This window comes from Pseudomonas sp. LH1G9 (assembly GCF_002949975.1).
Taxonomy (GTDB): Bacteria; Pseudomonadota; Gammaproteobacteria; order Pseudomonadales; family Pseudomonadaceae; genus Aquipseudomonas; species Aquipseudomonas veronii.
On the sequence record NZ_CP026880.1, the window covers coordinates 1479590 to 1494613 of the forward strand.

The following is a 15024-nucleotide window of genomic DNA, read 5'->3' on the forward strand; positions in this document are numbered from 1 at the left end:
TGGCGGTGGAGCGGTCATGCATGTAGTGGCTGACACACTGCTATCGGGGGCAAGCCCCCTCTCACATTTGGATCTCTATGGGTCAGATAGACCTCATTCTGTATTTGCTCTTGCCCTTAGGCGCGGCCTTATAGCCAACCTGATCCTGCAAGCCGAACGCGGTCAAAAATGTGGGAGGGGGCTTGCCCCCGATGGCGGTGGAGCAGTCATGCATGTAGTGGCTGACACTCTGCTATCGGGGGCAAGCCCCCTCCCACATTTGGATCTCCATGGGTCAGATAGACCTCATTCTGTATTTGCTCTTGCTCTTAGGCGCGGACTTATAGCCAATCTGATCCTGGAAGCTGGACTCGGTCAAAATGTGGGAGGGGGCTTGCCCCCGATGGCGGTGGAGCAGTCATGCATGTAGTGGCTGACACACTGCTATCGGGGGCAAGCCCCCTCCCACATTTGGATCTCCATAGATCAGATAGACCTTGCTCTGCTTTTGATCTGTTCTTGCTCTTGCTCTTGCTCTTGCTCTTGCTCTTGCCCGAGCATTAGCGAGGTGCCGAGTGTTGGGGCAAGAGCCCTTTGGTTATTTTGGGAGTTTTCCAAGATGACCCGCTGTAAGAGCGGAGCCACCAGCCGCCGCTACCGAAGAAACAGATATGTACCCAATCCCCAGAAAAACCATCAACCCGCCTGCCGCAAGTGCTCCATCGCCCAAACCGCCGCCTCCACCCGTGACCGCAACCCCAACTTATGCAGCAGATTCTTCACATGCACCTTCACCGTCCCTTCGGTAATCCCCAACTTATGCCCGATCACCTTATTGCTATAGCCACTGGCAATCGTGCGCAGCACCTGCCGTTCCCGCTCCGTCAAGTCCACCGCCGCATGGGGTTGCGGCGAGCGCAGTGCCTGGGCCAGCACCCGCGTCAACCCGGGGCTGATCACCAGCGCTCCATGCAACGCATCACGGATGAACTCCACCACCAACTCCGGCTCCATGTCTTTGAGCAGATACCCGTTGGCATCCAGGCGCAGTGCATCGCGAATGTCATCCTCGGCATCGGACACGGTAAACAGCAGCACCTTGCCCGCATAGTTCATGGCGCGCAGGCGGCGCAGGGTTTCCAGGCCGTTCATCTGCGGCATGTTGTTGTCCAGCAGCACCAGGTCCGGTTGCAGGGTTTCGATCTGGTCCAGGGCTTCCTGGCCATTGCCGGCTTCGCCGACCACCTGCAGATCGTCTTCGAGTTCGAGTATCTGACGCATGCCGTGGCGCATCATCGGGTGATCGTCGACCAGCAAAATGCGGTGGCGGGGGAGTGTGCTCATGGGAGGTTACCTTGTAGAGGTTGCCCGAGAAATTCCGGTTGAAAACGTAAATGCACCCGTGTGCCCTGGGGCTCGCGGGGGCTGATGTCGAGTTGGCCGTGCAGGCTGCGCGCGCGTTCGTCCATGATGGTCAGGCCGTGGTGTTCGCGTTGGTCGACGGCGCCGCAAAAGCCACGGCCGTCGTCCTCGATGCTCAGGCTCACGGTCTCGCCCTCCTGGCGCAGTTGCAGCCAGGCGTTTTGCGCATGGGCGTGGCGCAGGCAGTTGGACAGGGCTTCGCGGGTGATCTGCAGCAAGTGGATCTGTTCGCTGGCCGACAATTGGAAGGCGAGGGCGTCGACGTGCAGGTGGACCTGGAATTCGCCGCGCCGGGAGAACTCTTCGGCGGTTTCCGATAGCTCCTGTACCAACCCGGCATCGTGGATTTGCAGGCGGAAGGTGGTCAGCAGCTCGCGCAGTTGACGGTAGGCGTTGTTCAGGCCGTCGCGCAGTTCGGCAGTGACGGTGGCCAGGGTTTCCACGGGTTCGCCACGGCGGATCAGGGTTTGCATGCGGCTGACTTGCAGCTTCATGTACGACAGCGCCTGCGCCAGGGAGTCGTGCAGTTCCCGGGCGATGATGGTGCGCTCGTCGAGCAGCAGCAAACGATGGTCCTGTTCGCGCTGGCGTTTGAGCGACAGCGAAGTGCCGATCAGGTTGGCCAGGGCCTGGATCAATTGCTTTTCCCAGTCTTGCGGAGGGTGGCCATCGTCGAAGTGGGCCTTGAGTTCCCCCAGTTCCGAGCCCTGGTTGCTGATGCTGAATATTTGCGGCGGCGCCACTTTGTGTTTATGGCAACTCGCGCAATCGCCGATGGCGCAGATGTTACGGCTGTCGCCGCCGTGCAAGGCGAGCATCTGCTGGGCCGGTGCGAGGAAGTGGCCTTGCAGGCACAACGACAGGCGCAACCCCGGCAGGCGTTTCTGGAAGCGCCGGATCAATTCGTCCAGGCCCTCGGCATTGGCCAGGCGCGTGGCCAGGCTGCTGCTGCTCTGGTACAGCAGTTCGAGGGCGGCGTTGGCTTGTTGCAGGTTGAGGGTCTTGAGGCGCACCTGGCTTTCCAGGGTGCGGTGGGACGCCTCGATGGTCTCGGCCATGGTGTTGAAGCTCAGGGCCAGTTGCCCCAGCTCATCGTCGGAGCGGTGGTTGACCCGGGTCTTGAAATCGCCGTCGCGAAAGCGCCGGGTGGCCTGTACCAGTTCCTGCAAAGGGTTGACCACGCCGTACTGCAACTCATACAGGCCGATCAACAGGATGATCAACGTGCTGAACAGCGCCAGGCCCTGGATGCCTTGCTGCCAGCTTTGTTTGCGTTCGCTCTGTTGCTGCAACAGGCTGACGAATTGATTCATTTGCTCGACGAATGTCGGCGCGCTGGCCTGGAACTGTGCCGTATCACCGCGCGTCAGGGCCGGGCGCAGCTCGTCGTTCCAGCGTTGCTGGATCTGTTGGTAGCTCTGCAGCAGGGCGCTGTTCGGGCCGTCTTCCAGCACCGCCTTGAGCGAGTCGCTGTCGAGGCGCCCTTGCAGGCTCTGGGTGATGCTGTCGATCTCTTCGGCCGGCGCGGCGGCGGCGAGCCGCCAGCTGAGGTGGTAGGTCTCCATACGCACGGAGCCGGCGGTGTTGATTGCGGCGGCGTCGCCCTGGCTGAACCAGGCGATCAGCCCCGCACTCAAGGAACTGGCAAGGGCCAGGATAGCGATCAGGATCACAGCCAAGCCGGCGCGTGCGGGCAGGGAGCTGCGTAGCCAGCTAAACATCACGGCGTAGTCGGAGGGGGGAGAAAGCCTGCATGGCGGCACCTGAAAAGGAAAAACGAGCTGGAAAACGGCGATCCCTGGCGCACTACCTCTAAAGAGTTGCCGGCAAACCCTCCCACGGGAAAACGCCGGCACAAGAGATCAATCCATTGATAAATAAAGACTTTCTCTTGTTATAGGAACTACCTCCTTAGAGGTATATGGGATCAGCATAGCCTTATACCCACCTGGCCGACGTTGATCTGCGTCAAGTTCCAAGGGGGTGTCGCCCCTAACCTGCGCTCATGAAATCACCTTTCGGAGCGCATACCGTGACTCAACCCCGTATAAGACAAGGCTTGGTGCTGGGCATGAGCACGCTGGCCTTCACCGTCTGCTTTATGGTGTGGATGATGTTCGCCGTGTTGGGCGTGCCCATCAAAGAGCTGCTGCAACTCAACGAAACCCAGTTTGGCCTGCTGGCCGCCACGCCGGTCTTGACCGGTTCCCTGGTGCGCCTGCCCCTGGGCTTGCTGACTGACCGCTTCGGCGGGCGCATCGTGTTCTTCCTGTTGATGCTGGCCTGCGTCCTGCCGCTGTACCTGATCACCTACGCCACCGCTTATTGGCAGTTCCTGGTGCTGGGCCTGTTTGTCGGCCTGGCCGGCGGTTCGTTCTCGGTGGGCATCGCCTACGTCGCCAAGTGGTTCGACAAGGACAACCAGGGCTTCGCCATGGGCGTGTTCGGCGCCGGTAACGCCGGGGCCGCGGTCACCAAGTTCCTCGCCCCGGCGCTGATCGCCCTCGGCACCTGGCACCTGGTGCCCAAGGTGTTCGGCGCGATCCTGTTCATCACCGCGCTGTTGTTCTGGTTCCTCACCAGCGAGAACAAGGCCCACCGCAGTGCCGGCGGCGCCACCTTGCGCGAGCAACTGCGGTGCCTGAAAGACCCGGCCGTGTGGCGCTACTGCCAGTACTACTCGATTGTCTTCGGCGGCTACGTCGGCCTGGCATTGTGGATGACCAAGTACTACGTACAGGAATACGGTTTCAGCCTGCAAAGCGCGGCGCTGCTGGCCGCCTGTTTCTCCCTGCCCGGCGGTGTGCTGCGCGCGGTCGGCGGTTGGATGTCCGACCGCTGGGGCGCCCAGAGCGTGACCTGGTGGGTGTTGTGGGTGAGCTGGGTCTGCCTGTTCCTGCTCAGCTACCCGCAGACTCAATTGCAGGTGCAGACCGTCAACGGTCCCCTGGATTTGCACATCGGCCTCAACCCCACCCTGTTCACCGTGCTGCTGTTCGTGATGGGCATCGCCTTCGCGTTCGGCAAAGCCTCGGTGTTCAAGTACATCGCCAATGACTACCCGCAGAACATGGGCGCGGTGTCCGGCATCGTCGGTCTGGCCGGTGGCCTGGGGGGCTTTGTGCTGCCGATTCTGTTTGGCGCCCTGGTGGACCTCACCGGCGTGCGCTCGTCCTGCTTCATGTTGATGTACGGCGTGGTCTGGGTGTCCCTGACCTGGATGTACCTCAGCGAAATCCGCAAACAACCGCTGCTGGGCAACACCGCCCAACGTCTCCAAGGAGAATGAACATGTCCATCGCGCAAAAGCCCGATTCGGGCCCGGTGATTCACGACTGGCGCCCCGAGGACCCCGCGTTCTGGGGGGCCAGCGGCAAAAAGACCGCTACCCGCAACCTGTGGATCTCGATTCCCGCGCTGCTGCTGGCCTTCGCCGTGTGGATGGTGTGGAGCACGGTGATCGTGCGCCTCAACGCCATCGGCTTCAGCTTCACCACCGACCAGCTGTTCTGGCTGGCGGCGTTGCCCGGCCTGTCCGGCGCGACCTTGCGGGTGTTCTATTCGTTCATGGTGCCGATCTTCGGCGGGCGTCGCTGGACTGCCCTGAGCACCGCGTCGCTGTTGCTGCCGGCGCTGTGGATGGGCTTCGCGGTGCAAGACCCCAACACCCCTTACAGCGTGTTCGTGCTGATCGCCTTGTTGTGCGGCTTTGGCGGCGGCAACTTCGCCTCCAGCATGTCCAACATCAGCTTCTTCTACCCCAAGGCGCAGCAAGGCACGGCCCTGGGCCTGAACGCCGGCCTCGGTAACCTGGGCGTGTCGGTGATGCAGTTCTGCGTGCCGCTGGTGATCACCTTCGGGGTGTTCGGCATGGTCGGCGGGCAAGCGCAAACCCTGCCCGACGGTAGCCAGCTGTGGCTGCAGAACGCCGGGTTCATCTGGGTGCCGTTCATCCTCACCGTCACCGTGGCGGCCTGGTTCGGCATGAATGACCTGTCCAGCGCCCGCGCTTCGTTCAGCGAGCAGGCGGTGATCTTCAAACGCAAGCACAACTGGCTGATGTGCTGGTTGTACCTGGCGACCTTCGGTTCGTTCATCGGCTTTTCGGCGGCGTTCCCGCTGCTGATCAAAACCTCGTTTCCGGACGTGGTGGCGTTGAAGTTCGCCTTCCTCGGCCCGCTGGTCGGCGCCCTGGTGCGCCCACTGGGCGGCTGGCTGGCGGACAAACTGGGCGGCGCGCGAGTGACCCTGTGGAACTTCGTGCTGATGATCGTGATGGTATTCGGCGTGCTGCACTTCCTGCCGCAGAACGGCCAGGGCGGCAACTTCTACGGCTTCCTCGGCCTGTTCATGTTGCTGTTCATCACCACAGGCGTGGGCAACGGCTCCACCTTCCGCATGATCCCGGTGATCTTCCGCACCCAGCACGAGAAAGCCAGCGCCGGTAAATCCGCCGCCGAGCGCGAGCAGGCCATCAAGAATGCCGGCAAGGAATCCGCCGCCGTACTGGGGTTTAGTTCGGCCATGGGCGCCTTCGGTGCGTTCTTCATTCCCAAGTCCTTCGGCACCTCCATGGCCGCCACCGGTAGCCCGGCGATGGCCTTCTACATGTTTGTCGGTTTCTACCTGAGCTGCATTGTCGTGACCTGGTGGTGGTATGCCCGCAAAGGTTGCGCCACCCCCTGCTAGTCCGACCTGAATTCGCGGGGCAACGCACCCCGCAGCACGCCTGATGAGGAAAGCACCATGAGTCATTTGTTGGATCAACTGCGGTTCTTCAACCGCAAACAAAACGAATTTTCCGACGGCCACGGCGAGACCCGTAAAGAGTCCCGCGACTGGGAAAACGTCTACCGTTCGCGCTGGCAGTACGACAAGATCGTGCGTTCCACCCACGGCGTGAACTGCACCGGCTCCTGCTCGTGGAAGATCTACGTGAAGAACGGCCTGATCACCTGGGAAACCCAGCAGACCGACTACCCGCGCACCCGCAACGACCTGCCCAACCACGAACCCCGTGGCTGCCCGCGCGGTGCGAGCTACAGCTGGTACATCTACAGCGCCAACCGGCTCAAGTACCCGAAGATCCGCAAGCCGCTGCTCAAGCTGTGGCGTGAAGCGCGCCAGACCCTGGCGCCGGTGGAAGCCTGGGCGAGCATTGTCGAGGACAAGGCCAAGGCCGACTCCTACAAGAGCAAGCGCGGCATGGGCGGTTTCATTCGCTCGAACTGGGAGGAGGTGAATGAAATCATCGCCGCCTCCAACGTCTACACCATCAAACAATACGGCCCGGACCGCATCGTCGGCTTCTCGCCGATCCCGGCCATGTCGATGGTCAGCTACGCGGCGGGTTCGCGTTACCTGTCGCTGATCGGCGGCGTGTGCCTGAGCTTCTACGACTGGTACTGCGACCTGCCACCGGCCTCGCCGATGGTGTGGGGCGAGCAGACCGACGTGCCGGAATCGGCCGACTGGTACAACTCCAACTACATCATCGCCTGGGGTTCCAACGTTCCGCAGACCCGTACCCCGGACGCGCACTTCTTCACCGAGGTGCGCTACAAGGGCACCAAGACCGTGGCGATCACCCCCGACTATTCGGAAGTGGCCAAGCTCACCGACCTGTGGCTCAACCCTAAGCAGGGCACCGACGCCGCGTTGGCCCAGGCTTTCAACCATGTGATCTTCAAAGAATTTCACCTGGACAAGCCGAGCGCCTACTTCACCGACTACGCCAAGCGCTTCACCGACTTGCCGGTGCTGGTGATGCTCAAGCCGATGACCGGTTTCGCTCCCGGCGCAGGCTTCCAGCCGGACCGCTTCCTGCGCGCCTCCGACCTCACCGGCAACCTCGGCCAGGACAACAACCCGGAATGGAAAACCATCGCCCTCGACGAGAGCGGTGAACTGGTCTCGCCGCAAGGCTCCATCGGCTATCGCTGGGGCGAGAAGGGCAAGTGGAACATCCTCGCCAAAGAGGGCGGTGAAGGCCGCGCGATCGACCTGAAACTCAGCCTGATCGGTGACGACGTCGCCGAAGTGGCGTTCCCGTACTTCGCCGGCGAAGTCCAGGAGCATTTCCAGCACGTCGCTGGCGAGGCGGTGCAGTACCGCCGCGTGCCGGTCCACAACGTGACCCTGGCCGACGGCAGCGTGGCCAAGGTGGCGACCGTGTTCGACCTGTCGGCGGCCAACCTGGCCATCGACCGTGGCCTGGGCGGCCACAACGTGGCCAAGGACTACGACGACGCCAGCGTGCCGGGCACCCCGGCGTGGCAGGAAGCGATCACCGGCGTCAGCCGCGAGAAAGCCATCCAGATCGCCCGTGAGTTCGCCGACAACGCGGACAAGACCAAGGGTCGCTCAATGATCATCGTCGGCGCGGCGATGAATCACTGGTACCACATGGACATGAACTACCGCGGGCTGATCAACATGCTCATGCTCTGCGGTTGCGTCGGCCAGACCGGCGGCGGCTGGGCCCACTACGTCGGCCAGGAAAAACTGCGCCCGCAGTGCGGCTGGCTGCCCCTGGCCTTCGGCCTGGACTGGAACCGCCCACCGCGCCAGATGAACGGCACCAGCTTCTTCTACGGCCACAGTTCGCAATGGCGCCACGAGAAAATGAGCATGCACGATGTGCTCTCGCCTCTGGCCGACAAGTCGCAGTTCCCCGAACACGCCCTGGACTACAACATCCGCGCCGAACGCGCCGGCTGGTTGCCCAGCGCGCCGCAGCTCAACACCAACCCGCTGCACATCTGCCGTGAGGCCGCCGCAGCCGGCATGACGCCGAAAGACTACGTGGTCAAATCCTGGCAGGACGGCAGCCTGCGTTTTGCCTGCGAACAGCCGGACAGCCCGGTGAACTTCCCGCGCAACATGTTCATCTGGCGCTCCAACCTGCTCGGTTCGTCGGGCAAGGGCCATGAGTACATGCTCAAGTACCTGTTGGGCACCAAGAACGGCGTGATGAACGAAGACATCGGCCACAGCACCGAATGCAAGCCCACCGAGGCCGAATGGGTCGAGGACGGCGCCATCGGCAAGCTCGATCTGGTGACCACGCTGGACTTCCGCATGTCCTCCACCTGCGTGTATTCCGACATCGTCTTGCCGACCGCCACCTGGTACGAAAAAGACGACATGAACACCTCGGACATGCACCCGTTCATCCACCCGTTGTCGGCGGCTATCGACCCGGCGTGGGAATCGCGTTCCGACTGGGAAATCTACAAAGGCATCGCCAAGGCGTTCTCGGCCATGTCGGTCGGTCACCTGGGTGTGGAACAAGACCTGGTCACCGTACCGCTGATGCACGACAGCGTCGGCGAACTGGCCCAACCGTTTGGCGGCACCGACTGGAAAAGCGCACGCGTGGCCCCGGTACCCGGCAAAAACGCGCCGAACATCGCAGTGGTGGAACGCGACTACCCGAACATCTACAAACAGTTCTCCTCGCTGGGCCCGATGCTGGAAAAGCTCGGCAACGGCGGCAAGGGCATCAACTGGAACACTGATGAAGAAGTCGAGTTCCTCGGCGAACTGAACCATCACGAAAACGATGCCGGGATCAGCCATGGCCGGCCAAAAATCGACACGGCTATTGATGCCGCCGAGGTGATCCTGTCCCTGGCCCCGGAAACCAACGGCAAGGTGGCCTTGAAAGCCTGGGCCGCGCTGTCGGAATTCACCGGCATCGACCACAGCCACCTGGCGATTTCCAAGGCCCATGAAGCGATTCGCTTCCGCGATATCCAGGCGCAGCCGCGCAAGATCATCTCCAGCCCGACCTGGTCCGGCCTGGAAGACGAACACGTGAGCTACAACGCCGGCTATACCAACGTCCATGAAAACATCCCATGGCGCACCATCACCGGCCGCCAGCAGTTCTACCAGGATCACCCGTGGATGCAGGCGTTCGGCGAGCAGTTGATGAGCTACCGGCCACCGGTCAACACCAAGACCATCGAAGGCGTGAAGGGCAAGCGCAGCAATGGCGAAACCGAGATCGTGCTGAACTGGATCACTCCGCACCAGAAGTGGGGCATCCACAGCACCTACAGCGACAACTTGCTGATGCTCACCTTGAGCCGCGGCGGGCCGATTGTGTGGCTCTCGGAGATCGACGCCAAGCGCGCCGGGATCGAGGACAACGACTGGATCGAGTGCTTCAACGTCAACGGCGCACTGACCGCCCGTGCGGTGGTCAGCCAGCGCGTCAAGGAAGGCATGGTGATGATGTACCACGCTCAGGAACGCATCGTGAACGTGCCGGGTTCGGAAACCACCAAGACCCGCGGCGGCCACCACAACTCGGTGACCCGCGTGGTGCTCAAACCGACCCACATGATCGGCGGCTATGCCCAGCAGGCCTACGGTTTCAACTACTACGGCACAGTCGGTTGCAACCGCGACGAGTTTGTCGTGGTGCGCAAAATGGCCAAGGTCGACTGGCTCGATGGTTCCACCGGCGATGACTTGCCGCGCCCATTGCCGACTGATATCGAGGAGAACTGAGATGAAGATTCGCTCACAGATCGGCATGGTCCTGAACCTGGACAAATGCATCGGCTGCCACACCTGTTCCATCACCTGCAAAAACGTCTGGACCAGCCGTGAAGGCATGGAGTACGCCTGGTTCAACAACGTCGAGTCCAAGCCCGGCATCGGTTACCCGAAAGAATGGGAAAACCAGGACAAGTGGAAGGGCGGCTGGGTGCGCAACGCCAACGGCTCGATCAACCCGCGCATCGGCGGCAAGTTCCGCGTGTTGGCGAACATTTTCGCCAACCCTGACCTGCCGAGCCTGGACGACTACTACGAGCCGTTCGACTTCGACTACCAGCACCTGCACACCGCGCCTTTGGGCGAGCACCAACCGACCGCGCGTCCGCGCTCGCTGGTGTCCGGCAAGCGCATGCAGAAAATCGAGTGGGGCCCGAACTGGGAAGAAATCCTCGGCACCGAGTTCGCCAAGCGCCGCAAGGACAAGAACTTCGACCAGATCCAGGCCGACATTTATGGCGAGTACGAAAACACCTTCATGATGTACCTGCCGCGCCTGTGCGAGCACTGCCTCAACCCGGCGTGCGCGGCCTCGTGCCCGAGCGGTGCGATCTACAAGCGTGAAGAAGACGGCATCGTGCTGATCGACCAGGAAAAGTGCCGCGGCTGGCGCATGTGCATCAGCGGCTGCCCGTACAAGAAGATCTACTTCAACTGGAAGAGCGGCAAATCCGAGAAGTGCATCTTCTGCTACCCGCGCATCGAAGCCGGCATGCCCACCGTGTGTGCCGAAACCTGCGTCGGCCGGATTCGCTACCTTGGCGTGCTGCTCTACGACGCCGACCGCATCAGCGAAGTGGCGAGCACCGCCAACGAACAAGACCTGTACGAGAAACAGCTGGAAATTTTCCTCGACCCGAATGACCCGGCGGTGATTCGCCAGGCCCTGGCCGATGGCGTGCCGCAGTCGGTGATCGACTCGGCCCAGCGCTCACCGGTCTACAAAATGGCCGTCGATTGGAAACTCGCACTGCCGCTGCACCCGGAATACCGCACCTTGCCGATGGTCTGGTACGTACCGCCACTGTCGCCGATCCAGAACGCTGCCGCCGCCGGCACCGTGGGCATGAACGGGGTGATCCCGGATGTCGACAGCCTGCGCATTCCGCTGCGTTACCTGGCCAACCTGCTCACCGCTGGCGATGAAAAACCGGTCAAGCGTGCGCTCAAACGCCTGTTGGCGATGCGTGCCTACAAACGCTCCCAGCAAGTCGACGGCGTGCAGGACCTGCAAGTGCTCGAAGACGTCGGCCTGAGCGTGGAACAGGTGGAAGAGATGTACCGCTACCTCGCGATCGCCAACTACGAAGACCGCTTTGTGGTGCCGAGCGCGCACCGTGAAGACGCCATGAGCGACGCGTTCGCCGAACGCTCCGGCTGTGGTTTCAGCTTCGGCAGCGGTTGCAGCGGCAGCTCCGACACCAACATGTTCGGCGCCAAGAAGGCCAACCGTCGCGACGTGTTGAAAACCGTACAGATCTGGGAGGACTGAGCATGCGTATTCTCAAAGTGATTTCGTTGCTGCTGGACTACCCCACCGAAACCCTGGTGAACGGCCGCGACGAACTGGAACAGGCGATCATCGAGTCGCGGGAAATCAGCCCCAAGCAGCGCGGCGCGTTGTTCGAGTTGCTCGAGCTGATCTGCGCCAATGACCTGATGGACGGCCAGGAACACTACGGCGCGCTGTTCGGCCGTGGGCGCTCGCTGTCGTTGCTGTTATTCGAACACGTCCACGGCGAGTCCCGCGACCGTGGCCAGGCCATGGTCGACATGATGGCCCAGTACGAAGAGGCCGGGTTTGCCATCGGCGTCAAGGAGCTGCCGGACTATATCCCGCTGTACCTGGAGTTCCTCTCGACCCGCGAAGACATCGAGGCCCGCGAGGGCCTGGCGGATGTGGCGCATTTGCTGGCGCTGCTCGCCGCACGCCTGGACGAGCGCGAGAGCGGCTACGCCAGTTGCTTCCGTGCGTTGCTGCAGATCTCGGGTGCCGAGCCACACCAGGCCGTGGCCGAACTGCGCGCCCAGGTCGCCGCCGAGCCGCGTGACGACTCCCTCGAAGCCCTGGACAAGATCTGGGAAGAGGAAGCGGTGGACTTTATGCAGGCCGAACAACAGGACCGTTGCAGCTCGATGCCCAGCGCACCGGGCAAAGCCCGCGAAGAAAGCGCGGTGCCGTTGCACTGGGTGGATTTTCAGCAAGAAGGGCAGGCCGCAGTGCCGGCCACGGAGGTGGGTAATGTCTAAGTGGAATTTGCTGGTATTCGGGGTGTACCCCTATGTCGCCCTGGCGATCTGCCTGTTGGGCAGTTGGGCGCGGTTCGACCTGTCGCAGTACACCTGGAAGGCTGGCTCCAGCCAGATGCTCAACAACCGTGGCATGCGCGTGGCGAGCAACTTCTTCCACATTGGCGTGCTGTTCGTGCTGGCCGGGCACTTTGTCGGCCTGCTGACCCCAGCGTCGGTCTATCACCATGTGATCAGCACTGAGCACAAGCAGTTGCTGGCGATGGTCTCCGGTGGCGTCTTCGGCCTGCTGTGCCTGGTGGGTTTGCTGATGCTGGTCAAGCGCCGCCTGGGCGACCCGCGTGTGCGGGCCACGTCGAGCCCGTCGGACATCCTGATCCTGCTGGTGCTGCTCGCGCAGTTGGTGCTCGGTTTGCTGACCATCGTCGCGTCCACCGGGCATATGGACGGTTCGGTCATGGTGATGCTCGCCGACTGGGCGCAGAACGTGGTGCTGTTGCGACCAGTGGACGCGGCGGCGTCGATCGAGCCGGTCAGCCTGATCTACAAGGCGCATGTGGCGCTGGGCTTGACCCTGTTCGTGCTGTTCCCGTTTACCCGCTTGGTGCATATGGTCAGCGCGCCGATCTGGTACCTGGGGCGTCGTTATCAAATCGTGCGGCAGAAGTATTGAGGAGAGCGTCATGACAACTGGATGCGGATGTGGTGGCGGTAATGGCGGCAGCGGCGGTTGCGGCTCGTCGGTCAAAGAACCGGTGGTGGCCGAGGTTGCGGCCCCGGCTCTGTTCGAGGAACTGACGGCGCCTGAGTTGATCGCCAGCAGTGAACAGGAATGGCCGATCATCAGCGTCAACGGCGTGCCCGTCACGCCGGAGGCCATGGCCCTGGAGTTGCAATATCACCCGGCCGAAAGCCGCGAGGAGGCGGTGTATCTGGCCGCCCGTGCGCTGGTGATCCGCGAGCTGTTGCAGCAGCGGATCGCCGAGCTGGGCCTGGCGGTGGAGATCGCCGCCGGCGAGAACGAAGAAGAAGCCGCCACGCGCTTGCTGCTCGAGCGTGAGGTCAAGGTGCCTGAGTGCGACGAGGCCACCTGTGTGCGCTACTTCGAGAACAACCGCGGGCGCTTTCACAGCGCGCCGTTGCTGGCGGTGCGGCACATTCTGCTCGAATGCGCGCCGGACGACGCCGAGGCGCGCCATCTGGCGCACGGCCAGGCGGAAGTGCTGCTGCAGAACCTGAACGAGCAGCCCGGCCAATTCGCCGAGCTGGCCCTGCAGTATTCGGCGTGCCCGTCCAAGGCCCAGGGCGGTTCGCTGGGCCAGGTGAGCAAGGGCCAGACCGTGCCCGAGCTGGAGCGTCAGTTGTTCACCCTCGCGCCGGGCCTGGCCGGCAAGCCGCTGGAGAGTCGTTATGGCTGGCATGTGATCTATGTCGATCAGCGTATCGAAGGCCAACCGCTGCCGTATGAAGCGGTGGCGGTGGCGATCCGCACCCAGTTGCAGCAAGGCGTGTGGCAAAAGGCATTGGTGCAGTACCTGCAAACCCTGATCGGCGCGGCGGACATTCGTGGCATCGCGCTGCAGGGCGCCGACTCGCCGCTGGTGCAGTGACATGAGCCTGGTGGATGGGGTGGGCCGTTCGATCGATTACCTGCGCTTGTCGGTGACCGACCGTTGTGATTTTCGCTGTGTGTACTGCATGGCGAAAAACATGACGTTCCTGCCGCGCCAGCAGGTGCTGACCCTGGAAGAGCTGGAACGCCTGGCCGCGCTGTTCGTCGGCCAGGGCGTGCGCAAGATCCGCCTGACCGGCGGCGAGCCGTTGATCCGCCCGGGCATTGTCGGGTTGTGCCGCAATATCGCGGCACTGCCGGGCTTGCGCGAACTGGTGATGACCAGCAATGGCTCGCAGTTGGCGCGCCTCGCGCAGCCGCTGGTGGACGCCGGGGTCAAGCGCATGAACATCAGCCTCGACAGCCTGGATGCGCAGCGCTTTCGCGCGATCACCCGCAACGGTGATCTGCGCCAGGTGCTGGACGGTATCGAGGCGGCGCGAGAGGCCGGGTTCGAGCGGGTCAAGCTCAACTGCGTGGTGATGAAAGGGCGCAACTTCGATGAAGTGCCGGCGCTGGTGCAGTACGCGATCGACCAAGGCATCGACATCAGCTTTATCGAGGAAATGCCCCTGGGCGACGTGGGCCGCTCCCGCGGCGAGACGTTCTGTGCCAGTGATGAAGTACGCAGCGTGATCGCCCGTCACCATGCCTTGCTCGACAGCACCGAAAACAGCGGCGGCCCGGCGCGCTATGTGCGCCTGGCGCGGCATCCGGGCACGCGCATCGGCTTTATCTCGCCCAACTCCCACAACTTCTGCGGCAGTTGCAACCGCGTGCGGATGACCGTCGAAGGGCAGTTGCTGCTGTGCCTGGGGCAGGACAACGCGGTGGACTTCCGCGCTTTGCTGCGGCGTTACCCGTTGGACGACGCGCCGTTGATCGAGGCGTTGCACAAGGGATTGCGGGGTAAGCCGCTGCGCCATGATTTCACCGGGGCAGGGGAGGTGCAGGTGGTGCGCTTCATGAATATGAGCGGCGGTTGAATGTGGCAGGGGACTTGCTGTGGCAGGGAACTTACTGTGGGAGGGGGCTTGCCCCCGATAGCAGTGTGTCAGCCAATACATGCACGACTGATCCACCGCTATCGGGAACAAGTGCGAATCGTCGCACCGCCCCTCCCACATTTTGATCTTCGTTCAGACTTGACCTTGATCAATGGCAGCCCAAACGCTTGACCGTAATATCACTGC

At 62.5% G+C, this 15024-nt stretch carries 10 protein-coding genes; 8 read left to right on the forward strand and 2 right to left on the reverse strand.

What is annotated here, in order from left to right; genetic code table 11:
- Positions 1 to 675: 675 nt before the first annotated feature.
- Both narL and C5F70_RS07185 read right to left on the reverse strand, forming a co-directional pair.
- Positions 676 to 1323 carry a two-component system response regulator NarL gene (narL, locus tag C5F70_RS07180; protein ID WP_017849328.1) on the reverse strand — a complete coding sequence of 216 codons (648 nt, stop codon included), beginning with the start codon at positions 1321 to 1323 and terminating at the stop codon, positions 676 to 678.
- A complete protein-coding gene (locus C5F70_RS07185; protein ID WP_017849327.1) occupies positions 1320 to 3122 on the reverse strand; it encodes a HAMP domain-containing protein in 1803 nt (600 codons plus the stop codon). Before C5F70_RS07185 ends, narL begins: the two co-directional genes overlap by 4 nt.
- A gap of 350 nt (positions 3123 to 3472) precedes the next feature.
- Between C5F70_RS07185 and C5F70_RS07190 the strand changes: the two genes are divergently transcribed.
- From C5F70_RS07190 to moaA, 8 genes are read left to right on the forward strand one after another with little or no spacing between them, the layout of a single operon-like run.
- Entirely contained in the window at positions 3473 to 4690 is a 1218-nt protein-coding gene (locus C5F70_RS07190) for a nitrate/nitrite transporter (RefSeq protein ID WP_017849326.1), read from the forward strand.
- A 2-nt stretch (positions 4691 to 4692) separates the two neighbouring features.
- The gene (locus tag C5F70_RS07195) at positions 4693 to 6090 is read left to right on the forward strand and encodes a NarK family nitrate/nitrite MFS transporter (RefSeq protein ID WP_046489190.1); all 1398 of its coding nucleotides are present in this window, start codon (positions 4693 to 4695) and stop codon (positions 6088 to 6090) included.
- Positions 6091 to 6147: 57 nt separating this feature from the next.
- Positions 6148 to 9921, forward strand: a complete 3774-nt coding sequence (locus tag C5F70_RS07200) for a nitrate reductase subunit alpha (RefSeq protein ID WP_017849324.1) — start codon at positions 6148 to 6150, stop codon at positions 9919 to 9921.
- A 1-nt stretch (position 9922) separates the two neighbouring features.
- Positions 9923 to 11461, forward strand: coding sequence for a nitrate reductase subunit beta (narH, locus tag C5F70_RS07205; RefSeq protein ID WP_017849323.1), 1539 nt, complete (start codon positions 9923 to 9925; stop codon positions 11459 to 11461).
- Between the two features lie 2 nt (positions 11462 to 11463).
- Positions 11464 to 12219, forward strand: a complete 756-nt coding sequence (gene narJ, locus C5F70_RS07210; RefSeq protein WP_017849322.1) for a nitrate reductase molybdenum cofactor assembly chaperone — start codon at positions 11464 to 11466, stop codon at positions 12217 to 12219.
- Entirely contained in the window at positions 12212 to 12892 is a 681-nt protein-coding gene (gene narI, locus C5F70_RS07215) for a respiratory nitrate reductase subunit gamma (RefSeq protein ID WP_017849321.1), read from the forward strand. Before narJ ends, narI begins: the two co-directional genes overlap by 8 nt.
- 10 nt (positions 12893 to 12902) lie before the next feature.
- Positions 12903 to 13829: a peptidylprolyl isomerase gene (locus C5F70_RS07220; protein WP_104903004.1), complete on the forward strand. Its 927-nt coding sequence runs from the start codon at positions 12903 to 12905 to the stop codon at positions 13827 to 13829.
- A 1-nt stretch (position 13830) separates the two neighbouring features.
- Positions 13831 to 14817: a GTP 3',8-cyclase MoaA gene (gene moaA / locus C5F70_RS07225; RefSeq protein ID WP_017849319.1), complete on the forward strand. Its 987-nt coding sequence runs from the start codon at positions 13831 to 13833 to the stop codon at positions 14815 to 14817.
- The last annotated feature ends 207 nt before the right edge of the window (positions 14818 to 15024 follow it).